Source organism: Candidatus Poriferisocius sp. (genome assembly GCF_965204145.1).
Classification (GTDB): Bacteria; Actinomycetota; Acidimicrobiia; order Acidimicrobiales; family Bin134; genus Poriferisocius.
This window is the reverse complement of record NZ_OZ241977.1, coordinates 281,686-305,536: the sequence shown is the minus strand read 5'-3', so window position 1 is coordinate 305,536 and position 23,851 is coordinate 281,686. Positions and strand designations below refer to the sequence as shown.

26 protein-coding genes are annotated in these 23,851 nt (G+C 62.4%); 12 read left to right on the top strand and 14 right to left on the bottom strand.

Features of this window, described 5'->3' with window-relative positions:
- Window positions 1–28 precede the first annotated feature (28 nt).
- The gene (locus ACOGI7_RS01360; RefSeq protein WP_419850139.1) at window positions 29–1,219 is read left to right on the top strand and encodes an amidohydrolase family protein; all 1,191 of its coding nucleotides are present in this window, start codon (window positions 29–31) and stop codon (window positions 1,217–1,219) included.
- On the opposite strand, the gene ACOGI7_RS01355 is transcribed toward ACOGI7_RS01360, so the two are convergent.
- Window positions 1,212–1,625: a globin gene (locus ACOGI7_RS01355; RefSeq protein ID WP_419850138.1), complete on the bottom strand. Its 414-nt coding sequence runs from the start codon at window positions 1,623–1,625 to the stop codon at window positions 1,212–1,214. The two genes, ACOGI7_RS01360 and ACOGI7_RS01355, sit on opposite strands and share 8 nt — an antisense overlap.
- 19 nt (window positions 1,626–1,644) lie before the next feature.
- Here ACOGI7_RS01355 and ACOGI7_RS01350 point away from each other — a divergent pair, with 19 nt between their 5' ends.
- Window positions 1,645–2,112: a SixA phosphatase family protein gene (locus ACOGI7_RS01350; RefSeq protein ID WP_419850137.1), complete on the top strand. Its 468-nt coding sequence runs from the start codon at window positions 1,645–1,647 to the stop codon at window positions 2,110–2,112.
- Window positions 2,113–2,119: 7 nt separating this feature from the next.
- On the opposite strand, the gene rmuC is transcribed toward ACOGI7_RS01350, so the two are convergent.
- Window positions 2,120–3,529, bottom strand: coding sequence for a DNA recombination protein RmuC (gene rmuC, locus ACOGI7_RS01345; protein ID WP_419850136.1), 1,410 nt, complete (start codon window positions 3,527–3,529; stop codon window positions 2,120–2,122).
- Between the two features lie 106 nt (window positions 3,530–3,635).
- On the opposite strand from rmuC, the gene ACOGI7_RS01340 reads away from it, so the two are divergent.
- From ACOGI7_RS01340 to ACOGI7_RS01320, 5 genes are read left to right on the top strand one after another with little or no spacing between them, the layout of a single operon-like run.
- The gene (locus ACOGI7_RS01340) at window positions 3,636–4,712 is read left to right on the top strand and encodes a TIGR03857 family LLM class F420-dependent oxidoreductase (RefSeq protein ID WP_419850135.1); all 1,077 of its coding nucleotides are present in this window, start codon (window positions 3,636–3,638) and stop codon (window positions 4,710–4,712) included.
- Window positions 4,713–4,739: 27 nt separating this feature from the next.
- Entirely contained in the window at window positions 4,740–5,609 is an 870-nt protein-coding gene (locus tag ACOGI7_RS01335; protein ID WP_419850134.1) for an alpha/beta fold hydrolase, read from the top strand.
- Window positions 5,609–6,901, top strand: coding sequence for an LLM class flavin-dependent oxidoreductase (locus ACOGI7_RS01330; protein WP_419850133.1), 1,293 nt, complete (start codon window positions 5,609–5,611; stop codon window positions 6,899–6,901). Before ACOGI7_RS01335 ends, ACOGI7_RS01330 begins: the two co-directional genes overlap by 1 nt.
- A complete protein-coding gene (locus ACOGI7_RS01325) occupies window positions 6,901–7,368 on the top strand; it encodes a cupin domain-containing protein (protein WP_419850132.1) in 468 nt (155 codons plus the stop codon). The genes ACOGI7_RS01330 and ACOGI7_RS01325 overlap by 1 nt, the downstream gene beginning before the upstream one ends.
- Window positions 7,369–7,405: 37 nt before the next feature.
- On the top strand, window positions 7,406–8,293 hold the full coding sequence (locus ACOGI7_RS01320) for a hypothetical protein (protein WP_419850131.1): 888 nt from the start codon (window positions 7,406–7,408) through the stop codon (window positions 8,291–8,293).
- 187 nt (window positions 8,294–8,480) lie between these two features.
- Here ACOGI7_RS01320 and ACOGI7_RS01315 read toward each other — a convergent pair whose 3' ends face one another.
- From ACOGI7_RS01315 to ACOGI7_RS01295, 5 genes are all read right to left on the bottom strand, one after another.
- Window positions 8,481–8,699 carry a hypothetical protein gene (locus ACOGI7_RS01315; RefSeq protein WP_419850130.1) on the bottom strand — a complete coding sequence of 73 codons (219 nt, stop codon included), beginning with the start codon at window positions 8,697–8,699 and terminating at the stop codon, window positions 8,481–8,483.
- A complete protein-coding gene (locus ACOGI7_RS01310) occupies window positions 8,696–8,827 on the bottom strand; it encodes a hypothetical protein (RefSeq protein ID WP_419850129.1) in 132 nt (43 codons plus the stop codon). Before ACOGI7_RS01310 ends, ACOGI7_RS01315 begins: the two co-directional genes overlap by 4 nt.
- 213 nt (window positions 8,828–9,040) lie before the next feature.
- Window positions 9,041–9,328 (bottom strand): hypothetical protein, encoded by a 288-nt coding sequence (locus tag ACOGI7_RS01305; RefSeq protein ID WP_419850128.1) that lies wholly within the window; start codon window positions 9,326–9,328, stop codon window positions 9,041–9,043.
- A gap of 74 nt (window positions 9,329–9,402) precedes the next feature.
- Entirely contained in the window at window positions 9,403–9,603 is a 201-nt protein-coding gene (locus ACOGI7_RS01300; protein WP_419850127.1) for a DUF2188 domain-containing protein, read from the bottom strand.
- A 59-nt stretch (window positions 9,604–9,662) separates the two neighbouring features.
- Window positions 9,663–10,511, bottom strand: a complete 849-nt coding sequence (locus ACOGI7_RS01295; RefSeq protein WP_419850126.1) for a hypothetical protein — start codon at window positions 10,509–10,511, stop codon at window positions 9,663–9,665.
- A gap of 234 nt (window positions 10,512–10,745) precedes the next feature.
- Here ACOGI7_RS01295 and ACOGI7_RS01290 point away from each other — a divergent pair, with 234 nt between their 5' ends.
- Window positions 10,746–10,925 carry a hypothetical protein gene (locus ACOGI7_RS01290; RefSeq protein WP_419850125.1) on the top strand — a complete coding sequence of 60 codons (180 nt, stop codon included), beginning with the start codon at window positions 10,746–10,748 and terminating at the stop codon, window positions 10,923–10,925.
- 274 nt (window positions 10,926–11,199) lie between these two features.
- On the opposite strand, the gene ACOGI7_RS01285 is transcribed toward ACOGI7_RS01290, so the two are convergent.
- The 5 genes from ACOGI7_RS01285 to ACOGI7_RS01265 form a co-directional block, all read right to left on the bottom strand.
- On the bottom strand, window positions 11,200–12,195 hold the full coding sequence (locus ACOGI7_RS01285; RefSeq protein WP_419850124.1) for an IS1595 family transposase: 996 nt from the start codon (window positions 12,193–12,195) through the stop codon (window positions 11,200–11,202).
- Between the two features lie 335 nt (window positions 12,196–12,530).
- Window positions 12,531–13,292, bottom strand: a complete 762-nt coding sequence (locus ACOGI7_RS01280; RefSeq protein ID WP_419850123.1) for a restriction endonuclease subunit S — start codon at window positions 13,290–13,292, stop codon at window positions 12,531–12,533.
- A 106-nt stretch (window positions 13,293–13,398) separates the two neighbouring features.
- On the bottom strand, window positions 13,399–14,727 hold the full coding sequence (locus ACOGI7_RS01275; RefSeq protein ID WP_419850122.1) for an N-6 DNA methylase: 1,329 nt from the start codon (window positions 14,725–14,727) through the stop codon (window positions 13,399–13,401).
- The gene (locus ACOGI7_RS01270) at window positions 14,724–15,278 is read right to left on the bottom strand and encodes a transposase (protein ID WP_419850121.1); all 555 of its coding nucleotides are present in this window, start codon (window positions 15,276–15,278) and stop codon (window positions 14,724–14,726) included. The genes ACOGI7_RS01275 and ACOGI7_RS01270 overlap by 4 nt, the downstream gene beginning before the upstream one ends.
- Window positions 15,279–15,966: 688 nt before the next feature.
- Window positions 15,967–17,088 carry an amidohydrolase family protein gene (locus ACOGI7_RS01265; protein WP_419850120.1) on the bottom strand — a complete coding sequence of 374 codons (1,122 nt, stop codon included), beginning with the start codon at window positions 17,086–17,088 and terminating at the stop codon, window positions 15,967–15,969.
- Window positions 17,089–17,148: 60 nt separating this feature from the next.
- Here ACOGI7_RS01265 and ACOGI7_RS01260 point away from each other — a divergent pair, with 60 nt between their 5' ends.
- Together ACOGI7_RS01260 and ACOGI7_RS01255 are read left to right on the top strand one after the other, a co-directional pair.
- Window positions 17,149–17,607, top strand: coding sequence for a flavodoxin family protein (locus tag ACOGI7_RS01260; protein WP_419850119.1), 459 nt, complete (start codon window positions 17,149–17,151; stop codon window positions 17,605–17,607).
- Window positions 17,608–17,609: 2 nt separating this feature from the next.
- A complete protein-coding gene (locus ACOGI7_RS01255; RefSeq protein WP_419851438.1) occupies window positions 17,610–18,821 on the top strand; it encodes an amidohydrolase family protein in 1,212 nt (403 codons plus the stop codon).
- Window positions 18,822–18,844: 23 nt separating this feature from the next.
- Here ACOGI7_RS01255 and ACOGI7_RS01250 read toward each other — a convergent pair whose 3' ends face one another.
- On the bottom strand, window positions 18,845–21,046 hold the full coding sequence (locus ACOGI7_RS01250) for a xanthine dehydrogenase family protein molybdopterin-binding subunit (protein ID WP_419850118.1): 2,202 nt from the start codon (window positions 21,044–21,046) through the stop codon (window positions 18,845–18,847).
- Between the two features lie 111 nt (window positions 21,047–21,157).
- Between ACOGI7_RS01250 and ACOGI7_RS01245 the strand changes: the two genes are divergently transcribed.
- Window positions 21,158–22,105 carry an alpha/beta hydrolase gene (locus tag ACOGI7_RS01245; protein ID WP_419850117.1) on the top strand — a complete coding sequence of 316 codons (948 nt, stop codon included), beginning with the start codon at window positions 21,158–21,160 and terminating at the stop codon, window positions 22,103–22,105.
- Window positions 22,106–22,114: 9 nt separating this feature from the next.
- Complete coding sequence (locus ACOGI7_RS01240) at window positions 22,115–22,588, top strand: 2,4'-dihydroxyacetophenone dioxygenase family protein (protein WP_419850116.1); 474 nt, start codon at window positions 22,115–22,117, stop codon at window positions 22,586–22,588.
- Window positions 22,589–22,595: 7 nt separating this feature from the next.
- On the opposite strand, the gene ACOGI7_RS01235 is transcribed toward ACOGI7_RS01240, so the two are convergent.
- Entirely contained in the window at window positions 22,596–23,834 is a 1,239-nt protein-coding gene (locus ACOGI7_RS01235; RefSeq protein WP_419850115.1) for an MFS transporter, read from the bottom strand.
- Window positions 23,835–23,851: the final 17 nt, after the last annotated feature.

Here is a 23,851-nt window from a genome sequence, read left to right as displayed (position 1 = left end):
CAACCCCCGAGCCGGTACTGTTGCCGACGTGCTGATTTCATCGGATTCCCATGTGGTCGAACCGGGCGACCTATGGCTGGAGCGGTTGCCTCGACGGCTGAGGGAGCGAGCCCCCCGGGCAGTGCAAGATCCTGGCAACCACTACTGGTACTTCGAGGCACCGGAGATGGGCCGGGGAGTGAATCTGACTCTGTCGCGCAATGCCGGGATAACGCAGGGCGAAGTGGACGCCCTCTTGGCCGAGGATCCCGATGCCTGGGTCGGGGCAACCGGCGGGCACGATCCGGTAACCCGTCTGGCCGACATGTGGGTAGACGACACCGTGGCCGACGTCGTCTACCCCACCGCCGGCTTGTCGCTTCTGCAATACGATGATGTCGAGCTCCAACTGGCCTGCATCCAGGTGTACAACGACTGGCTGGCCGAGTTCTGCGCTGTCGACCCCGACCGGATCATCGGTATCGCCATGGTCCCCACCTGGGATGTCGAGGTGGGGGTGGCCGAGCTGAATCGCTGCGGTGACATGGGGCTGCGGGGTGCCATCATCTGGAGCTCCCCCCCGGCCACCCGGGAGTACAGCTTCTTCTCCGACCGCTACGAGACGCTGTGGGCCACTGCCGCCGAGCGGTCGATGCCCGTCTCCATCCACATCTTCGGCGGCCACCAAACCAAGGCCATCAACCAATACGGCGTGACTGTGGAGGGCACCTACTACTTCGGGATCGCGGCGCGCGATGAGCTGGCCCACACCACAGCCGAGCTGATCGCTGCTGGGGTGTTCGAACGCCATCCCGACCTGCGGATCGTGGCCGCCGAAGGGGGCATCGACTACGCCGCCCGGCTGGAGCAGCGGCTCGACCTGACCTACAGCGGCGCTTGGAGCCGGATCGACGACACGCTGACCATGAAGCCGTCGGAGTACTTCCGCCGCAACGTGTACCTCACCTACATCGAAGACCCCATCGGATTGAACAACCTGCGGTTCACCGGCAGCGACCACTTCATGTGGTCCAGCGACTACCCCCACGGAGCGGCCACCTGGCCCCGATCTCGGGAGTTCACCACCCAGGAGTTCGACGAGGCGGGGGTGGGCGAGGCCGACCGCCGCAAACTCACCCTGTCCAACGTGGCCGAGCTGTACAGCATCGACTTGGAAACGGTGAGCCGGCCATCACCGGTCATCGCCGACCAGGTCGCGATGGCGCCGTCAGCTAGCTGAGAGGGAGCCTCCGAGAGTCAGAAGGCGGCTCGGGCGGCTGCTTGTTGATGAGGTGGGTGGCGGCCGACTCGAAGTAGTCCAGCATGGCGGTGCGGATTTCCTCGGGCAGTTCTGCCGCAGCCAGCGACACCCGCATATGGCCCATCCAGGCATCCCGCTCGGCACCGCCGATCTCAAACGGCGCGTGGCGCATTCGCAGCCGAGGATGGCCTCGCTCGGCGCTGTAGTCCGGGGGCCCGCCCCAATACTGGGCCAAGAACCCGGCCAGTCGATGCCGGGAGGGGCCCAGATCCTCGGGATACAAGGGCCGGAGCACCGGGTCATCGGCCACCCCGTCGTAGAAGCGGTCCACCAGCTGGTCGAAGAACGGCTGTCCGCCCACTGCGTCGTACACCGACTGCTCCACACGCGTAGCGTATTGCGGCATGTCAGCGGTCATCTTCTTGAGGCACGCCAAATCCGATTGGGATGCCGAGTGGGCCGAAGACCTCGACCGGCCGCTGTCCGAACGGGGCCGCCGGGCAGCAGCCGCCGTCGGCACCTTTCTCGCCGAGGCCGGCCATGTTCCTAATTTGGTCTTGTGCTCACCGGCGACTCGGGCCCGTCAAACCCTTGAACTGGCGGTGACGGCCGGCAACTGGACCTGTCCGATCGAGACCGCCGACGAGCTCTACTACGGCTCGGTCGATCACATGGTCGCCCTGGCTTGTCGCCGGCAGGTTCCGGTGCTCATGCTGGTCGGGCATGAGCCGACAATGTCCAGCACCCTGGAGTACATGACGGGGGCCGAACTGCGCATGCCCACCGGCGCTATCGCCCGTGTAAATCTCAACATCGACAACTCCGGCGAACTGGAGTGGCTCATTCCCCCACGCCTGCTCACTGGCGGCTAGCAACCACTCAGTCGCCCTCCGCCTCCGTCAGTTCCGGTGCGGCCGGCTCGGCTGTGGCCTCAACCAACTCTTGAGCTGCGACGGGCCGAGCGATCGCCTCTACTGAGGTGGCTGACTCGATTTGCTTGCCGCCAACGACCACGCCCCAGTCTTCAAATTTGCGGGCTCGAGGAAGCACCCGGCCTTCCAGCGAGCCAATGCTCCTGTTGTAGGCGTCAACTGCTCGGCTCAGCCCCTTGCCCACACCATCAACATGGCCGGCGTAAATCCTCAAGCTGTCGTACAGGTCGGCCGCCCCGTCGGCGATCTTCTGGGCGTTTTCCTGAAGATCCTGCTGCTGCCATGCCACCGCCACAGTCCGGAGGAAAGCCAGCAACAAGCCAGGAGTGGCAATGAGCACCCGATGTTTTTGCCAGGCGTCTTCCCACAGCGTGGGCTTCACGTCCATGGCTGCGTCCAGAATGGGCTCAGCGGGCACGAACATCACCACGAAGTCGGGCGACCCATCGACGGCCGCGGCATAGTCCCGGTCGCCCAAAGTCTTGGCGTGGCCCAGAAGCGTGTTGGCGTGGCTGTTCAACAACTCGCTCTGGCGCTGTTCATCATCGGAGTGGTGCGCGTCGAGGTAGGAGCTCAACGGAGTCTTGGCATCAATGACCACCTCCAGACCGCCCGGAATGTGGACCACCGCATCGGGTCTTCCCCGGCCTTCGCCTAACTCGATGGTGTCCTGCTCGACGAAATCGATGCGCTCGCTCAACCCAGACAATTCCAGGATGTTGCGGAGCTGTTGCTCCCCCCACTGCCCTCGCATCTGCGGGGACCGCAGGGCCTCGCTGAGACCCTGAGCCGTGTCCCGCAATTGGCCAACCTGGTTCCGCAGCACGTCGTAGGCCCCTTTGCGGTCTTTCTCCATGGCGACGACCTGCTGCTCGAACTTCGCCAGGTTCTCTTTGACCGGCTTCACCAACTCGTCGATGGCCTGCTGGCGTTGCTTCAAGTCGGCTTCACCCAACTTCTTCTGATCTTCGAATTGCGCTTTGGCCTGTTTGAGAAACGCTTCACTGTTGGCCTTGGTCACATCATCGGCGATGCCCTTGAACTGAGTCTCCAACTGCTTTTGAGCCTCGGTCAGCACTTCGATTCGAGCCTCATGGTCAGCTTTCACCTGGGCCAGTTCCCGGAGAGCAGCCTCCCGCTCACCGCGCACCTCATCCCTCTCGGCCCGAGCCGCGTCGCGCTCGCCCAATACCTCACTTAGCTGCCGGTCCCTCTCTTCAAGCTGGACCTCCAGCTGAGCCGCCCGAGTTCTCTGGTCGTCAGCCCCGGCCACACTGCCTGACTGGCGCCCCCGCACCACGACGAGGGCGAGGGCAGCCACAAGAACCACAACAACGATGACGAGGGCAATCTCCATAGGCCCGCCATCCTAGGAACCCCCGGTGACACATTCCGGCTAAGGCTTCAACCAACGGCTTGGCCTAACCTGCAACCCGCCCGCAAAACCAAGAGGAGAGCCCCAAATGGCCCAGATGAACGAGCTTGGCTTCTACACCCTGGCCGGGGCACCCGAGTCTCCCCGGGAGTTGATCGACGAAGTCCGCCAAGCTGAGAAGTTGGGCATTGGCAATGTATTCATCAGCGAGCGGTTCAACATCAAAGAGGCGGCCACCCTTTCCGGTGCGGTAGGGGTGGCCGCTGAGAGCATGGGGATCGCCACCGCGGCCACTAACCACCACACCCGCCATCCGGTGGTGACCGCGGCCTACGCCATGACCATGCACAAGCTGACCGGCGGGCGCTTCTGCCTGGGGCTCGGCCGGGGGGTCGACCGCCTCTCCCAAGCCTTCGGCCTGCCTCCCATCACCACTGCCCAGATGGAGGACTTCGTGGGCGTCATGCGCCGTCTCTGGCAAGGCGAGGCCATCTTCAACCACGAAGGCCCGATCGGCAACTACCCGGTGCTGACCCTCATGGGGGCCAGCAGCGAGCACATCCCCATGGCCCTGACCGCCTTCGGCCCCAACTCCCTGGCCTTGGGCGGACGCTGCTTCGACGCGGTGATGCTGCACACGTTCTTCACCGACGAGACCACTGCCCGAGTGGTGGGCGCCGTCAAGCGGTCAGCCGAAGAATCAGGTCGAGATCCGGCCTCGGTCAAGGTGTGGAGTTGCTTTGCCACCATCGGCGACCACTTGCCCGAGAACATCCGGCTCAAGAAGACGGTGGGCCGCATGGCCACCTACCTCCAGGGCTACCCCGAGCTGATGGCCCGCACCAACAACTGGGACCAGGCCGCACTGGAGCGGTTCCTCGCCGACGAGCTGGTGGCCAACTTCCAAGGCGCCATCGATCAGGTGGCCACCACCGAGCAGCTCGAGCACATCGCCACCCTCATCCCTGATGAGTGGCTCGCCCCCGCCGCCACCGGCACCCCCGCCCAGTGCGTCGAGAAGATCCGGGGCCAGTTCGACCTCGGCTGCGACGGCGTCATCCTCCACGGCGCCAGTCCCACCCAACTTCGCCCCATCGTCGAGGAGTACACCCGCACCCGCCCCACCGGAGAATTCGACCACCTCCCCGCCAACCCCGGCGGCTGATGGCGCGAGCGGTATAGCGTCATGGCGATGCAAACCGTGACGACCACTGTCGCCGGGCTGGGGATGCGGGAGTACACCGGGGGGTCGGGGGATCCGCTGGTGATGCTGCACCACTCGTTCGGCAACCCCGGGTGGATGCCCGTTCACGAGGCCCTGGCTGCCCACTACACCGTTCATGCGCTGGATTTGCCGGGCTATGGCGGGCCGGAGGGATCAGATCGGCCCGATTGGGCCCGCCATCCCCGGGACCTGGCCTTGTTGGTGGGCCAGTGGCTGCGGGCCAAGGACCTCGGGCCAGTCGAGTTGGTGGGCTGCGGTTTCGGGGGATGGGTGGCGGCTGAGCTGGCCACCATGGCGCCGGAGCTGCTCAAACGGCTCGTCCTGGTGGGAGCAGCGGGGCTGCTGCCCGAAAATGGCCGCATCTACGACCAGTTCTTGGTGTCGCACTCCAACTATGTGGAGGCCGCCTTCTCCAGTACCGAGGCCTTCGAGTCCATCTTCCACAGCAACGGCGACAACCCCGACGAGCATCCGCTCGGCGACGACACCCTTTTGGTGTGGGACATGAACCGGGAGATGACCACCCGGGTGGGGTGGAAGCCCTACATGTACAACCGCCGCCTGCGGCCCCTGCTGGGAGGCGTCACCGTCCCCGCCCTGGTGGTGTGGGGCGACAACGATGCCGTGGTCCCCCTGGAGTGCGCCCACGCCTACGTCGAGGCTCTGCCCGACGCCCGTCTGGAGATCGTTCCCGACTGCGGCCACGCCGTCGATCTGGAAGCCCCCGAATCGCTCGCCGCCATCATCACTGGAGACACCGGATCGCTCGCCGCCATCATCACTGGAGACACCGGATCTTCAGTCGGTACTGCACAAATCACTGGAGGAAATAGCTGATGTTCCTGTCGTATTTCACCGAGCAGCCCATGAGCGCCTACCCGGCCGACGAGGGGCTGAAGGAGGGCTTCACCTCGGTGATGTTCTCCAACAAGTACTACGACCCGGTAGAGGGCAGCCGCCTGTTCAACGAGCGCATCGAGGAGTACAAGCTGGCCGATCAGGTGGGCTTCGACGGGATAATGGTCAACGAGCACCACAACGCCCCGTTCTGCATGCAGGCCCGCATCACTGTGATGTCGAGCATCCTGGCCGCCATCACCGAGAACGCCAAGATCGTGCAGTTGGGCAATCCGCTGCCCACCTACGACAGCCCGCTGATGTTCGCCGAGGAGATCGCCATGATCGACATGATCTCCAAGGGCCGCCTCATCTCGGGCATCGTGCGGGGGGCAGGGCAGGAGTCGGTATGCCTCAACGCCAACCCGGCCTACAACCGGGAGCGGTTCAACGAGGCCCACGACCTGCTGGTCAAGACCATGACCGACGACGGGCCGTTCTCCTGGGAGGGCGAGCACTTCCAGTACCGGGTGGTCAACCCCTGGGCCCGGGTGCTGCAAAAGCCCCATCCCCGCATCTGGGTGCCCGGCGTGTTCAGCGCCGAGACCATCCGCTGGGCCGCCCAGCACCGCTACCCCTACATCTCGCTCAACACGCCCCTGCACCTCACCGGAGAGCTGTGGGAGATCTACGACCAAGCGGCCCGAGCGGTGGGCTATGAGCCTGGACCGGAGAATCGGGGCTATTTGCTGAGGGTCCATGTGCAAAAGGACGGCGACAAGGCCCGCGAGAACGCCCGGGAGTTCATGTGGATGCAGGGCGAGTTCACCGGCATCGGCCACCCCTACTGGGTGAGCCCGTCGGGCTACGGGTCGTCGGCTCGTCGGCTGGACTACGCCAAGATGGCCAACGCCGAGGTGCGAGGCTCTCGGGCCGCCCCGTTTGAGCAACAGTTGGCCGCTCGGGAGATCGTGGCCGGCACCCCCGATGAGGTGATCGCCGAACTGCGGGTGGTGCTGGAGACCTGCCGCCCGTCGATCCTCATGCTGTGGGGCAACGACGGAGATGTCAACCACGACGACTCCCTGCGGTGCATCGAGCTGATGGGCACCGAGGTGCTGCCCGCCCTGCGGGACATCGGCGATGAGCTGGGACTCCATGACCCCTTCGAGCTGGACTCCCCGATCAGCCTGGCCCTCACCCCGCCCGATGAGCTGAACCCGATCGAGTCGGCAGCCGACGAGCGGCCTGAGGACACTTCCGACAGCCGGTCGCTGAAGATGTTCCGATAATGGGCGAACAACAACCCCAGGTGTCCTACATCCACGCCGAAGACATGGACTTCGCCGAGGTGAAGAGCCAGCAGCACGCCGACGGCCGCCGGGTCTCGGTCTGGCTGAAGCTGATGGAGCTCACCCAGGAGCGAGCGGTGTACCACACCCGCTACGACCCCGGCCTGGTGCTGGAGCGCCACGGCCACAACAGCGACCACTTCATATTCGTCATCGACGGCGAGGTCACCTTCGACGAGGAAGTGTGCCGGGCCGGAACCCTCATCAAGCTCCCCCACCTGGCCACATTCGGCCCCATCAAAGTGAGCGACGAGGGCGCCGAGATCCTGGAGATCTACTTCGGCGACTCCCGCCCCGCCCCCGCCGACAAAGCCGAGCACGCCGCCATCCTCGAAGAACGCGGCATCACCGAACTCCCCCACCCCCCACTAGACCTCCCCGACTGGTTCGGCCCGAGGACCGACTAAGGCGCTTTGTCACGGCGACTAGATATCCTCCTCGCTCATGGAATCGGAAACGAAGGATCGCTTGCGCTATAGGCCGCACACCCAGATCACTCTGAAGGGCCACCCGACGCTGAACGAGAAGTGGCTCCAAAGGCAAATTGCAGAGAACCCTTCGCTGCTGAATTTGGGAGAACTCATTGTCAGGGATGTCGAACGGCAACAGCCGCGCTCTGGACGACTTGACATGCTGCTAGCCGACCCCGATGGCACAACCCGCTACGAGGTGGAGCTTCAGCTCGGCGCGACAGATGAAACTCACATCATCCGAACCATCGAGTATTGGGATTCCGAACGACGTCGCTATCCCCAGTACGAGCACATCGCCGTCCTTGTAGCTGAGGACATCACTAGCAGGTTCTTCAACGTCATCAGCCTTTTCAACGGGTTCATACCCATCATTGCCATCCAATTGAGCGCGCTCCAGATTTCCGAAGAGGAGATGACGCTTGTATTCACAAAAGTCCTCGACCACTCAACACTGGGAACCGATGAAGAGGACGCTGGGGAGCCAACTGACCGGTCATACTGGATCGAACGGTCTTCATCAGAGATGCTCTCTCTCGTCGATCAGATCCACAAGCTGGTCCAGGAGCTAGATCCTGGCGTTGAACTCGGATACCGGAAGCACTACATCGGCCTGCACAAGAGCGGAATTGCCACGAACTATGTGAAGATGCATCCTCGCAGGAAACAGGTAAACCTTGATTTCCCCACCATTTCTCAATCTGAAGAAGTGACCAACCTGATCGCAGAATCCGGCCTAGACACGCTGCCCTATACGAATAGGACCGGATATAGGCCGAGCATCCGGCCAGAAGACCTCTCGGAACACAGAGAACTCCTGAGTCAACTAATCGAGAGAGCTCAGAAGAACTACCGAACGTAGCAAGAGAAAAGGTACGGACCCCGGCACTCCACTTGCACCCAGAGGGAGCAGGTACGGGCAGCGGCGCTGCTGTCGTCGAGCTTGAGCGACCGTGGGCCGGTATGCAGTACTACTCCGGACTACTCCGGCCACGAACCGGTCGCAGAGTTGGTCTCGCAACCGGGCGAAGTGGCGACCATCTCTGACTTCAGTCGGAACGCCTTTCGATCAGCACGAATCTTGAAAGCCTGGGAACCAACCTGTCGTCGGACGAATAGGCGCTCTTAGTGCCGTCCGCCATGTCGGTGCCGTAGAACGTCGTCCGCCCGCTCGCCGAAACGATTTCCTTGACCTTCAGCACCATCTCTTTGTCGCGGTGTCCGATCACATCTCCTACTATGATGTCTTTCGGCTTGATGCTCTTCATGGATCATCCGTCTGCCGGTTCCGAGCCGCGCTCCTCCAGCGATTCCATCCGCGCTCGCCCAGGTTGGTCAGCATCCCAGCCATCATCTTCAAGATGTCGAACACGGCATTTTCGCGCTCCGGTCCCATGTCTTCAAGCTACCCGCGACCCTCGGTAATCCCCAACATCCCGTGTGGCACGGGGCCAAGATAGCAAGCGGCGTCTTATGTCCCATCGCCGTCTATGCTGTTGCATCAAGCCGACGACGAACACGATAACGACCGGAAGGGCGATGGAGATCATGGTTGCGTACATGGCCAAGGTCGTGTTGCTCATACCCCCTACGTTACCAGCGGCCTCATTCACCCCCTCTTGAACCAGAACCATCCGTACCACTTGAACAGGTGATGGAATTTTCCGCCTTGGCCGAACTGTCCCCGCCACCCGTGGCGATACCCCATGCCGTCAGTCGGCACGTATTCGTACGTGCCGTCCTCCCGCAACGATGTAGTCCTAGTCAGGGCAGTGCCTCGGAACACCAGTGCCAAGACGTTGTTCCAGAACAGCAATATGGCAGTCACCAAGATCGCAGTGACAGTCACCTTCAACGGCCATTCAATCCACCAGAAGGTGAAGTCGAGCCAATTCACTGTGTCTTTCTCCCTTCAAGAGAATCGGTGGCGCTAGTGGGACCTATATACAGAACTAGACAACCCCAGGTCGCCTAGTGGGCCTCGAACTGCCCGCTGTCGTCATCCAGGATGTTGAGCGACCCGCCCTCTTCGTTCTGCCGCTTCACGGCGTAGTCAATGGCATCGTTGCGCCGGTCAAACACCTTGGAGTCTCTGTCCGCCCCGAACCGCCGGACCCCAGTCCTGCCGTCATCCCGTTCGTACACCGTTTGGCCGTAATTCGTATTGGTCATACATCAGGATACGGCTGTCGCCCCGGACATCCCAAAAGAAAGGGCTTCCGTAGCCCCTCTCAGCACCTCTGATACCCGCATATGTTGGAGTAGTCCCAGCGGCTCCAGTCCAGGGATCCGCTATCCGAGCGCGCCTCGGCCAGGCACTCATCTGAATCCCGCCCGTCGTTGTTCACGCACACGTTGATGAAAGTGGAGCGCGCTCCCCATTGCTCATACGTCAGGAGGCTGTCGTAGACCAGGCCGCACTCCCACTCGGCATCCAGATCCGGCTCGTCAATCGGGATCCGCTCCCCGCCGTCCAGCAGGTACCACACAAGGGGCACCTCTCCGCCCGATTCGTGGGCGCTGTACTCGTCTGCGATGCTCTCGCTCTCGTAGTGGCCGTACACGGGAAGCTCGTAGTACAGCTCCAGGGTACGTCCGCCGTTGGGGAAGTCGCTTCTGCCCAGCGATAGCGGGATGGGACCCTCCGACACCTCGTGCCCATCCCCGCGCGCACTCCACTCCACATCGAGGCCGTGCCACCGCTCCCACGGCCTCGGCTCATCCGCTGCGACCGTCGCCAGCATCACCAGGTGCCACGTCGTAGCCCGCCCAGTGCCGATGGGTGCCCAGTGGCAGGTCACGAATGCGGCCTCCCATCCGTCGAGGACGTGGTCGTTGGGGAACACCGCAGGGGTCGGCTCAGGGGCACACCCGCCCGGAACTATATGGGTGTCCACGTCGAACAGGCATCGGTAGGAATTGAGCAGATCCTCCTGCTGGCGGATCAGCTCGTCCCGATCCTCGACCATCTGGATCAGCCCGTCTCTGTCGGGGTATCCGTCGTCGGCTGTGCCGTAGCCGGGGGAGAGCGCTGCGGTCACCAGCAGCGCCACGGCTGCGGGAACACGGAACGGCCCCATTCGGGTGGCCCCCTTCGGTCGGTGAATCTGCCTCTGTCGTGGAGTGCAGGCACAGCCGAACCGAAGGGGACCGCGCAAGGCGGACCCTCCGCTTCTGTTTCGGCTGTGCCGCGCAAAGGCGCTGCACTCCACGACGTTGGCGACTATAGCCCCCTGGTTGAGTGTGGGGCGAGCCGGTGCTGGGGCCTCCCGTGAGAATTGCCTATGGCTAATTCAGCGTGTTAGCAACCGGGTATGGAGCAAGAACGCGAAGACATGGTAATGAGGGTTGACGAGCAGACGAGGCTGGACTATCTGTACAAGGCCGTGGGGAAGCTGCTTGAGCGGGCTATGGCCGAGGAGGGGGACAACACCCAGAGGATGATCCTGGAGAATCACCTACGCGCTATACGCGGGTTCCCCTACTCCAAGTAGAACTTCAAAGTCGGCGGGATCCCTCTCCCCCCGCAGCACCTCGGCCAGGTATTGGGAGTTGACTCGATCCTGGAGGGGTATCCGCTCATCGGATGCCACAGCGCTGAACGTCGCGATTTCCTCCTCGCGCCGCTGGCACTCCAGATCTTCCAGACCCGTAAATTTCGCTTTCACAGAGACAGTTTAGTGGGGTGGCTCGCCCTGTTCTTCGAGGTCAGACGTATCCACCGCATCGGGCGGGAGCTTGAACAGGGCCTTGGCAAGCTCCCCCAGCTCATCCTCGGTCGGCTGCTCTTCTGGCCCGTGTTCCATTGGCGATCAGCTCCTTGTAGGGGAGGGTCTTGTGGTCCATCCTAGCGACCATGTCGGCCATCTGGTCCCCGGTGTCCATCGATCTGACGTTGTGGCGGTGGGAGAACTCGTCGGCGTACCGCTGGAGGTGCTCCCACGACATCTGGTGGTAGGTGCCGTGGTAGCCGCGCTTCATGTTGGCCCAGTGCGACTCGATCCCGTTGGTGTGGGCCAGGCCGTCCACGTACTGGCCGACCTTGTGCCGAACCGACGAGTGCTTGTAGCCCAGCTTGGGGAGGCGGAGGTAGCTGCGGTGCTCGTCGGAGAAGACCTCGGTGCCGGGGGCGGCGTGGTCGGAAACCATCGCCATGAACGTGACCGCCTTCGTGTTGGGGATGACCCTCACCGACACGCGGTTGGAGCAGCGGTCCTTGATGCCCAGCACGATCATCTTCCCGACGGTGCCGCCAGCGGCCTTCATGCGCTTGTGGCGGTGCTTGTTCTTCTCCTTGCCGCCGAAGTACGCCTCATCGATCTCGATGGGTCCGCAGAAGTCGAAGTCCTCGATCCTCATGGCCTCGCGGATCCGGTGGGCCAGGTACCAGGCGGTCTTCTGGGTCACGCCGAGGTCCCGGCGCAGCTTGAGGCTGCTGGTGCCCTTCAGCCCGGTGGAGAGCAGGTAGATGGCCAGGAGCCACACCTGGAGGCCGAGCCGGGATGACTGCATGACAGTCCCGTAGCGCACCGAGAAGTAGCCCCGGCAATCCCGGCACCGCCAGGGCATGGGCCTGCGGGACTTCACCCTCGCCACGTCGATGCTCCCGCACTTGGGACAGGCCGTGCCGTTGGGCCAGCGCTGCTCCTCGAACCACGCCTCGGCGGCTAGGTCATCGGGGAACCGCTTGAAGAACTCGATATACGAGATGCCGTCGCGGTCGGCCCGTCCCGGCTCTGTGTGGCGCTTTCGTGACTCGCTCATGGGACGCCACGTTACCACGCACCTGTGACAGTTTATTTTCAGTGGGTTTCTGTTCATTTCAAGTCTCCGGATAGGAAATTTGTGTGGTCCCTATCAGTAATACGGAGATCGGCCCGAAGACTCCAAATATCCGATCCGAGCCAGCACGCGGAAATGGCCGAGCGCCCTACTACGAGTGGACCACACTACGGAGACTTCGGACGCCCGGCCACTACCAAATCGCGGCCTAACTCACGGTTTGTCTAGTTCTGTATATAGGTCCCGCGCTAGTAATAGCATAACGCCTGGTCACAAACCCATACCCTGTCTAATTAGGTGTATAAGTCTATCCAATATTATGTCACTCTGACCGCATTAAGAAGTCTCTCATGCTCTGTATCCAGTAATTCCTTCTGCGCTTCATATTCTGCTAGTGCATCCAAATAATCCCTAACAAGTTCCCTTTGATTTTCAATAGGTATAGCAGGAATGGGAATTGCTTCTATGTGATTCCGGTAGATATGTGGCTGGCCCGTCCCCTGTTGCCTAGTATAGATCTCATTCTGACGGCTCTTGACACAGGCGTACAGATAAGAAGTTAAGTACTCAGACTCATCTTTACTACGTATTACGATGCTGTCAGATGCCCATATCGGGCCACTATGCCACCAGACATAGCCAGAGTATGCACCGCTCTTACTAACGGTAAAAACGTTGCCCTTGTGTGTATACTCGCTGTGAGTATAGGGACTCGACTTTCCACCTGCGATCACCGGGATACTTCCTGGCGAAGCATCGTTTTCTGTTATCGACTTTCCATTCTCTAACACCGCTACGTGTCGCAGGAGAGTACATTCGGTATCCTCGGGGGCGTGCCAAAGCGAATTGGTGAGCGCAGCAAACACGTTGTCCAAATCACGAGTTTCAACAACGGAAATTAGACGCTTGAGTTCGTCTTGGATTTGTACAGGTTCACTATTGTTTGAATAAAAGAAGAGAAGATTCTGCAGATCGTCGATTTTCTCTGGAGAAGTATCGAATCTAATATCTGTGTACCCGTCGTTGACTATACCTGCATAATAGAACCAGTCAGTATGGGAGATATTCTTGTCTGTCAAATACACCATTCTAGTTGCTGCCTCGGTGTACGGCGCGAAGCAGCCTCTCGGCAAACTGGCAATGACTCGAACTCTTGATTCCCTAAATAGTCTTATCCAGAGATCCCTATGATTCCTGTTTAACCACAAGCCCTTCGGGTATAACCACTGCCATACTGCCTCCGTCTGATAGAGAATTGAAGCATCGCAAAAGACAAGCCTCGTCAGCGTCTAAAGCACTGCTGTCCACCATGCGTATCTCATCATCTGGAAGTTTCTGCGAGAATGGGATGTTGGATAGGACTACATTGTATTCCCTTTCTGGAGAATTCGTTATGCTGTTGGTTTGTGTCACTCCAGAGTGGCCGTCCCCAAACAAAATCATATTCATCTTGGCTATCCGCGCGTTGCTGGTGATTTCCTGGCCAAAGATGGTCTTGGTCTGCAATATCTCAGTGTTCGTGGGTGATCTGCCAGATTTCTGGCTGAGGTGTCTGTAAGATTCAACCAGAAATCCGCCAGTGCCGCAGAACGGATCAAACACTGTATGTCCGAATTCAGGATCAACAAGTTTTACCATGAATCTGACAATATGCCGGGGCGTGAAGTACTCTCCAAGGTCGTTCTGAGTGGTTGTCTTTTGGATGAAATGCTCGAATGCTAAGCCTTTCACGTCTTCATCAACACTTGATAGGCTTAGGGAGTTCAGTTCCAATACGATTCGCCGCAAAACCCTTCCATCGGCGATTTTTGTTTCAGAAATAACCTCACTTCCGTACCGATCTTCCAGCTGCTTGATCACAAAGCCGTTGACATAAGAGACAATTCTGTGCTCATCCTGCTTCAGAAGATTGCCCCATAATCCATCATCAGACTCTGCTTCGCTCAGCAGTTTCAGAAACAGAATATTAGCAAATTCAGTGAATCGCTCTACACCACTTCTCATCCCCGAACTTCTCAGAAGATCGTTCCAAGTCGAGATCAGACTTATCAATTGATCTCTGGAGGTGATTACTTGCTCTGATGCACTACGAATCTTATTTGAATTCTCGTCATGGTATTGTGCTAACTTGTCCGGCTGTGGAAAAGATGACACTTCCATGTCGTTGTAGTAAAGTGAGTTACGCGTAGGTATATGAAGAGATTGCAGCTTTCGCCCGTTGAAAGCGAAAACTATATTTGCTTCTAGCTTCTCGGCATATTCTACCCCTTGAGCCAAGGCTTTATCTAAAGTAGCCCCTTCCTTCTTGGCCTCAAGAACCGCGATCGGTCTGCCCCTATGAAAGAAGGTATAATCCGGTTTCTTGTTGCCCAGTCGTTCTGCGGCGAGTCGCGTAAGTTTTGGCTTTAACGCATTTTCTACGTATACGTTCCTCTCCGCGTGTTCAGGGTCGATTATCCACCCGCTGTTTCTCAGCATTTGGTCTATCTTCAGCCTGACTTCTTGCTCAATCATATTGCCGCCTCCCTCATACTCTTCTCTCGTAATTCGTTCGCGACCAGTTCCCTATGAGTGAGTCGCTCGTCCTCCATCTGCCTAGCAGTACGGCCCCCTAGTTTCATCGCCCTAATGTTGTTCCTGCCTTTAAGCCTGTTAACGCAATGGTTCACATGCTCCGACGACATGTTGGGGGATGTACGCTGGTCCCAGCGCTCTATGCTCGCCCAAGCTGCCCCGAAACCGCTTGGGCGGGCCATCCCGTCCATCTGCTGGCCTGCGATACGGGCCACAGATCGGTGTTTATAGCCCATTTTCCTTAGCCGGTTGTACGCCTGCCACTCATTGGTGAACACCGTAGCGCCGGACTGGGCTTCACTGGAGACAATGCTGGTCAGCGACCGCTCATCGGCGTGACCCATGACCTCAACGAGGACTTCGCTGGCTGTAGTGCCCTTGGCTTCTGTCCCCGCAACTTTGCGAACCGTGCCGCGCCGGGTGTTCAGCTTCTGGGCCCTGTGGTGGTTCGACTCCTTGCCGCCCGAGTAGCAGTCTCCGGCATCGACCATGCCGACGAAGGGGCCATCACACGTCAGCAACCACACTCGCGGAATGTGGAAGGCCATGCACCACGCAGACTTCTGGCTGAACCTCAAGCCCTTATGAATCCTTATGGGCGACGTGCCTTTCAAATGAATGCTGCACAGGCAAATGGCGATCATCCAATTCGACCGCGCGATATTGCTGCAGTAGGTGATCGGAGCCCCCCGCACAGCAAAGTGCTTGCTGCAGTCCCTGCGTCGCCAGGGTTTCGGTGTGCGGCTCGCCACATCGTTCATCCGCTTTGAACCGCAGTACGCATTGGCGGCGCCGCCCAGCCATCGGCAGGAGACGAACCACGGCTCGGCTCGCTCATCGATGTCACATATTCGCGCTGCGTCCGTAAAGGTCCCCCCGCTGCCAGTGGCACCACCCGGTGTCTGGTCGTTGTCCAGTTCTCTGCCAGTTGAAGGTGCCGAAGGACTGCACATGCCACCAAGATACCGACGGTAGTGACAGTTTGCTTACAACTATTTTCAATATATTTCACCCACCGAATGCTCCATGCCGAGATTCCTTAACAGACCCCACAAATTTTCTTCAGCGATGGGACAGTAAACCGAGGGCGGGGGGTGGCGCCGGAGGCGGACCTGGCTGCTCCGACAGCCAGGCCGCCGTAGAGCGACAGGACCCGCCGCCCGGACGCGTGTGTACCACCTACGAAGGAACGGGGATCCCGAACAGCTTGGCCGGGTTGTCGGTCAGGATCTTGCGCTTGCGCTCGTCGCTGAGGTCGTCGCGCTCCACCAGCAGCTTCACCGAGTGGGGGAAGTCGCAGTCCCAGTGGCAGTAGTCCGACGAGTAGCACAGGATGTCGTCGCCCACCTGGTCCATCACGTAGGGCAGGGCCGACTCGGTCGACTCCACGCCCACGAAGCACCGTCCCGATAAGAAATACTCCGACGGCTTGCGGTCCAGAACGGGGGCCTGGTCGGGCATCAGCTCGTACTCCTCATCCAGGCGCTCCAGCCAGAACGGCAGCCAGCCGCAGCCGGCCTCCATGATGCCCACCCGCATGTTGGGGAAACGGTGCAGTATCCCGCCCACCGTGAAGTTCATCGTGGCCAGCATGGCCCCGAATGGGTGGGTCACGGCGTGCTTTTCCAGCCGGGTGTTGTAGCGGTCCAAAACGATCGGAACTTGGTCGGGGGCCTGGCCCCCGCCGTGTACACACACCGCGGCGCTATGGCTGTCGGCCACCTCCCACACTGCGTCGAGGGCCGGGTGGTTCAGGTTGCGATCCAACACGTGCTGAGCGGTAACCATGCCCACAAACACGTCGGGATACTGGGTAAAGCACCGATCCAGCTCGGCGGCGGCCCGCTCCGGGTCGATCAGGGGCAGCTTGGCCACCAGCTTCAAGCGGGCGGGGTCGTAGGACGCATAAGTGGCTCGGGCGTCATTCAGTAGCCGGCACAGCTCGTCGGCAAAGCCTGGATCGCCCAGCGCCCACTCCTCGCCCGATCCCGGCGGGAACATCACGGTCACGTCGATGCCCTCGAGGTCCATGTCGGTCATCCGGGGACCGGGCACCGCCATGCCCTCCCGCTGAAGCGGCGTCTCGAAATCCAGCTCGCCAGCAGCGTATTCGCCGTAGTTCTGGTCGTCCTCGGTGTGTACCGGCGATCCGGTCCCCGGCAGGTCGCCGTAGATCTCCTTCATCTTGGCCACGTACTCCACCATCTGGGGCCGCCACTCAGCGCTGATCCCATGGCGCCACTGGGGCGGCTCACCCCCGTGCCCGTCGGCGTCGATCACGTAGTACCCGTACTTGCCCATCTCACCATCGTGGCACTTGGGAGGCGTAGCTGCTAGAAGTCAAGCCATGAGGATTCAGCGATGAAGGCAGTGGTGATCTTCGAAAGCCGCACGGGGAATACCCAGCGGGCGGCGGAGATGATCGGCGGGGAGCTGCGGGGGGCCGGCTACGAGGTGGCAGTGCGTCCGGTGCACGGGCTGAAGCTCACCGAGATCGCCGAAGCCGACCTGCTGGCTGTGGGTACCTGGGTGGACGGACTGGTGCTGTTCGGGCACCGCCCCGGCGGCACGGCCAAGCTGATGACCCTGCCATCGCTGCACCACAAGCCGGTGGCCGCGTTCGCCACCTACAAGTGGTATCCGGGCAACTGCATCGACCAGATCGCCGACCTGTTGGCCTTCAAGGGCGCCGACGTGATCCACCGCCGGGCGTTCAACAATGCGCACCTCGATGTGCTGGTCCCGGAGTTCGTCGACCGAGTGCTGGCCGCATTGAGTGCCGCCAAGATGCCTGAGACACCGGTGTGGACCCCAGCATGACCATGGCCCCCGAGACCCCGGCCACAACCGAGATGCCCCGCATCATCAGCGTGGACGACCATGTGGTGGAGCCGCCGCACCTGTGGACGAGCCGGCTGCCGGCCAAGTACCAAGACGTCGGCCCCCGGATCGAGTACCTGCCTCAGGGCGAGGTGGTTCTCGACGGAGGCACGTACAGGGAGCGCCCCGGCACCGAGGGCCGCGACGTGGCCTGGTGGCTGTACGAGGACCACACCTACTCGGTGAAGCGGCTCATCGCGGCAGCCGGCTATGCCTACGACGAGCTGTCCACCGACGGCATCACCTACGACGAGATGCGCCCCGGCTGCTGGCAGCCCCAGGCCCGCATCGACGACATGGAGATGAACCACACCGACGCATCGCTGTGCTTCCCCAACTACCCCCGCTTCTGCGGCCAGCTCTTCAACGAGCGCCAAGACAAGGATCTGTCGCTTCTGTGCGTGCAGGCCTACAACGACTGGATGGTGGAGGAGTGGTGTGGCGACTCCGGGGGACGGCTGATCCCGTTGTGCCTGGTGCCGTTGTGGGATGCCGAGCTGGCCGCCGCCGAGATCCGCCGCAACGCCGAGCGGGGCGTGCGGGCGGTGGCGTTCAGCGAGCTGCCCACCTGGCTGGGCCTGCCCAGTATTCACTCCGGCTACTGGGACCCGTTCTTCGGGGCCTGTGCGGAGACCGGCACCGTGGTGTGCATGCACATCGGGTCGGGCACCCGCACGGTGTCCACCGCGGACGATGCCCCTGATGCGGTGACCGCCTCGCTGATCTTCTGCAACAGCGCGGCCTCGATGGTGGATTTCTTGTTCTCCGGCGTGCTGCACCGCTACCCCGACCTCAAGCTGATGTACGCCGAGGCCCAGATCGGATGGATCCCCTACGCCCTGGAGCGGGCCGACGACGTGTGGGTGACCCACCAAGGGTGGAGCCAGGCCCGGCGCAACATCCCCGAGCCGCCGTCGTACTACTACTACCGCCAGGTGTACGGCTGCTTCTTCAAAGACAGCGTGGGCATCGACCTGCTCGACCGGGTGGGGGTGGACAACATCACCTTCGAGACCGACTACCCCCACGCCGACGGCACCTGGCCCAACACTCAAGAGGTGGCCACCCGCCTGTTCGGCCACCTCGACCCCGAAGCGGTCTACAAGATCGCCCGCGGCAACGCCATCAAGCTGCTGGGCCTGGACTTCGACTGAGCCCGGCCAAAGGCCGGGGCTGGCTAGCTGGCGGCCAGGGCCTGCCAGATGCGCTCGGGGGTGGTGGGCATGTCGATGTGGGCCACGCCCAGGTGCGACACGGCGTCGATCACCGCGTTGTGGATGGCCGGGGTGGAGCCGATGGTGCCCGACTCGCCGATGCCCTTGGCTCCCAGCGGGTTCATCGGGCTGGCCGTCTCGGTGTTGCTCACCTCGAAGCTGGGCAGCTCGGCCGCGCTGGGCATGAGGTAGTCGGCCAAATTGGCGGTGCGGGGATTGGCGTCCTCGTCGTACTGCACCCACTCGAACAGCGCCTGGGCCGCACCCTGGGCCACGCCGCCGTGCTGCTGGCCGGCCACCAGCAGCGGGTTCATGATGGTGCCGCAGTCGTCCACCGCCACGTGGCGCAGGAGCTCCACCCCGCCGGTCTCGGTGTCCACCTCCACCACGGCCACGTGGGCCCCGAACGGGAAGGTGGCCCCGCCCTGGTCGAAGTCGAGTTCGTGGGTGATCACCCCGCCGTCGGCGGCCGAGGCCAGATCGGCCCACGACGCGGCCTGAGCGGGCACACCGGCCACGTGCAGGCCGCCTTCGCCCACCACGATGTCATCCGCGCTGGCCTCCAGTTGCTGGGCGGCCAGCTCCTTGGCCTGGGCCAGCACCTCTTCGCTGGCCTTGAACACCGCGCTGCCCGCGGTCTGAAGCGAGCGGGAGCCCAGGGTGCCCGCGCCCCTTGGGATCTCGGCAGTGTCCGACTGGATGAGCTTGATGTTCTCCATGGGCACGCCCAACAGATCGCTGACGATCATCGAGAATGCCGTCTCGTGGCCCTGGCCGTGGGCACTGGTGCCCACTCGGATCTCGGCGGTGCCGTCGCTCAGCACGTCCACCCGGCCGTACTCGGTGTGCAGGCCCAGCGGAGCGGTGATCTCTACGTAAGCCGACACGCCGACGCCCAGCAGCTTGGAGTCGCCGGAGTCCCTCCGGGCGGCCTGCTCGGCTCGCAGATCGCCATAGCCGGAAGCTTCCAGCGCGGCGTCCAGCGCCTTCTCGTACTCCCCGGAGTCGTAGTTGGCGCCGGTGACGGTGGCGTAGGGGAACTGGTCGGCGCCGATGAAGTTGCGCCGGCGGATCTCGGCGGGGTCGATGCCCAGCTCGTCAGCCCCCACGTCTAGCACCCGCTCCAGAATCTGGGTGGCCTCGGGACGACCGGCACCCCGGTAGGCCGCGATCTGGGTGGTGTTGGTGACCACCGCGTCGCCCACGAACCTGACCTTGGGGATCTGGTACACGCCCTGGGCCATGGTCTGGGTGAGGATGGGCAAGAAGCTGCCGATGGCGGGATAGGCCCCGGAGTCGGCCAAGCAGTGCAGGTTCAATCCGGTGATGCGGCCATCGCCGTCGAACCCCATCTTGGCGGTGAGGATGTGACCCCGGCCCTGCACCAGCGACACCATGTCTTCGGAGCGCGACTCGGTCCACTTCACCGGTCGGCCCAGCTCCAAGGCGGCCTTGGCTGCCACCAGGTACTCGGGATAAAGGCCGGTCTTGGCCCCGAAGCCGCCGCCCACCGCGGGGGCGATCAGCCGCACACTGTCGCCATCGAGGCCGAACAGGCCGGCGAATCCGTCCTTGAGGCCGATCGGTGCCTGGCTGGGAAAGGTGACGGTCATGCCGCCATCGGGGGTGCCGGGTTCCACCAAAATGCCGTTGGGCTCCATGGGCACCGCGGCCAGCCGCTGGCTCTCCATCTTCACCTCGGCCACGTGGGCCGCCTCGGCCAGCCCGTCGTCTTCGCCCAGTTCGGTGTGGAAGGCCAGATTGCCGCCCTCGTTCTGGGGCCAGAGCACCTCGGCGCCCTCAGCCAGTGCCTTCTCGGGGTTGGCGTTGGCCGGCAGAGGGTCGTAGTCCACGAACACCGCCTCAGCGGCGTCCATGCCCTGCTCGCGGGTCTCGGTGATAACCGCGGCCACGATGTCGCCCACGAACAGAACCCGTTCCCCGGCGATCTGCGGGCGCTCGAACACCGGCAGCATCGGGAATCCGGCGGTGGCCGGAAGGCCGATGTTCTCACCGGTGTACACCGCCAACACACCGTCCATGGCCTCGGCCTCGCTGGTGTCCACCGACTCGATGGAAGCGTGGGCCATCGGCGAGCGAACGAACGTGACGTAGGCGGTGCCCTCGGGAGTGAAGTCGTCGTAATAGCGCTCTGCGCCGGTCAACAGCCCGGGATCCTCGACGCGAACGACGGAATTCCCCAAAATCGAACCAGAACTCGACACGGTTTTCCCCTTTTTTGTAATCGGGAGTCGGGAGGATGTTAGAACCACCTTATGGATTTGAGCCAGCTTTACGACCCAGCTCTTGATGAGTGCGCGCCCGAAGCCCTGGACTTCTTGTCAAAGTTCTCGTTCGACTCGATGGTCAACGACTTGTCGACTCCCGAGGGCTTGGCCAAAGCCCGAGATCTCGAGTCGCTGGGCGGCGACCTCGTGTCCTTCGCCGCCGTCGACGATGTGGACGTCCGCACCTACGCCGCCGCAGCCGGCGACGAACTGGAGTTGCGGATCTTCGCCCCCGACGGCCCGGCCCGGGCGGTGTACCTCGACATCCACGGCGGAGGCTTCTTCATGGGCCACCCCAGAATGGGCGACCGCCGAAACCGGGACATGGCCGACACCCACCAGATCGCGGTGGTCAGCGCCCAATACCGGCTGGCCCCTGAGCATCCCTGGCCCGCCAGCCCCAACGACTGCGAGGCCGCCGCGCTCTGGGTGCTGGGGCCGGGCCGCGACGAGTTCGGCTCGGTGCCGCTGCTCATCGGCGGGGGCTCGGCCGGAGCCAATCTGGCCGCCACCGCGCTGGTGCGGCTGCGCGACCGCCACGATGCCGCCGGGGAGTTCATCGGGGCCAATCTGGTGTTCGGGGTGTACGACCTGAGCGGCACCCCGTCACAGATCAAGCTGGGCAACACCGGCTTTCGGGACCTCTACGTGGGCGACCACGACACCGAAGGGCGCAAGAACCCCGACATCTCCCCGCTCTACGCCGACCTCAACCACCTGTGTCCCGCACTGTTCACCGTGGGCACCCTCGACTACCTCTACGACGACTCCCTGTTCATGGCCACCCGATGGCGGGCCGCCGGCAATCCGGCCGAGCTGGCCATCTACCCAGCCTCACCCCACGGATTCACCGCGTTCCCCACCAAGTTGACCAAAGCCGCCAACGACCGAACCGACGCCTGGCTAGCCGGAATCCTCGATGGCGTGGACAGCTAGCCTCTGATTATGAGCCTCTTAGACCAAGTGGCCCCGTCGGCCCGCCACGTGGGGATCAACGACGTGCCGTTCGTGGAGAACACCGCGCTGGGGGCGCGGATGCGGCTGCTCCAGGTCAACGCCGAAGACGGCCTCTATGTGCTCCACGGCTTCATGCCTGCGGGCATGACGGTGCAGACCCACCGTCACCAGGGGCCGGTGCTGGCCTTTACCCTGAGCGGGGCGTGGGCCTACCGGGAGAACGACTTCATGAACCGGGGCCGCAGCTACCTCTACGAACCGGCGGGCTCCATCCACACCCTGTACGTGCCCGAGGACAACACCGAGCCCACCGAGCTGGTGTCAGCCATCTACGGCGACGTGGAATACCTCGACCCCGACGGCAGCGTGGAGTACATCTCCAACGCCCAGTCCAACCTGGAGATGTACTACCGCTACTGCGAAGAACAAGGCGTCCCCCGCCCCAACGGCATCCTCCAGTAGCTCTCGCTCAGCCCGCAGTGTCCAAGTGCCGGAGGCGGCCGCGGGTGAGCTGGCTGGCCAGGTAGACAGCCACCGCGATGGCGGTGATGGCCAGCACCCAGCGAATGCCGATGACGCTGGCTATCCCTCCTTGCACCAGGATGCTGAGTGGCGCGGCCAAGCCGAACAGCATCATCCACAGGCTCATCACTCGGCCCCGATAGGTGTCGTCGCACAGGCTTTGGAGCGCGCTGGTGAGGGTGGGCATGGTGACCATGAAGGCCAGACCCACCCCGCCCATAGCCAACACGCCCAGCGCGAAGGTGGGCACCACGGCCAACACCATGGTGAACACCGCCACCGCACTGATGCCGATGGTCGTGAGACGGCTGTAGAGCGTTCCTCGGTCGAACTGGAGCAGCAGCACCGCGCCGACGAGCGATCCAATACCGAATGCACCCAGCAGCACGCCGAAGCCAGCGGCGTCCACGCCGAAGGCGTCGTCGGCAATCACGGGGGCGAGCCATTGCGTCGGGGAGATGGCGGCAGCCAGCATGAAGCTGGCCAGCATCACCACTCGGATACCCTCGACGCTTCTGGCGTATCGGAATCCCGACAGGAAATCGGCCAGAAAGCTGTAGCTCGACGATGCCCCTGGCGGGGGTCGGGGTGGCAACAGGCTCAGCCCTATAACAAGCACCGTAAAGCTGGCCGCGTTGAACCAAAATGCCGCGGCTGGCCCCCAGAACTGGATGAGCCATCCGCCCAGCATGGGGCCCACCGCCCGAGAGATGTTCCACTGGGTGGAGTTCAAGAAGACGGCGTTGCGCATGGCCCCACTCGGCACCAGCTCCACCACGATGGCCTGCTGCACTGGCGCTCCCACCGAGGCGGTCGCACCCCCGCCGAAAGAGAAGGCCACCAGCACCCAGAAAGTCTCGGCGTCGATCTGCACCACCCAAGCCAGAGCCACGGCCACCACCATCTGGCCGACCACCGTGGCCAAGAACAGGCGGGTACGGCTGTAGCGGTCGGCCAAAGATCCCCCGAACGGGCTCATGAGCAGCAAGGGGATCAGCCCGACAGCGGCCGCCACCGTCACCTTCCAGGGGTCGTCGGTGATGTCCTCCACCAGCCAGCCGATGGCGGCCAGATACATCATCGACCCGATGTTGGACACCACGCTGGTGGTCCAATACAGCCGGTAGTCGTGAAACCCCAGCGCCTCCACCGACCGCGGCACGCGCCGGTCAGGACCCTCGATCACCCGCTCTTTCTACTCCG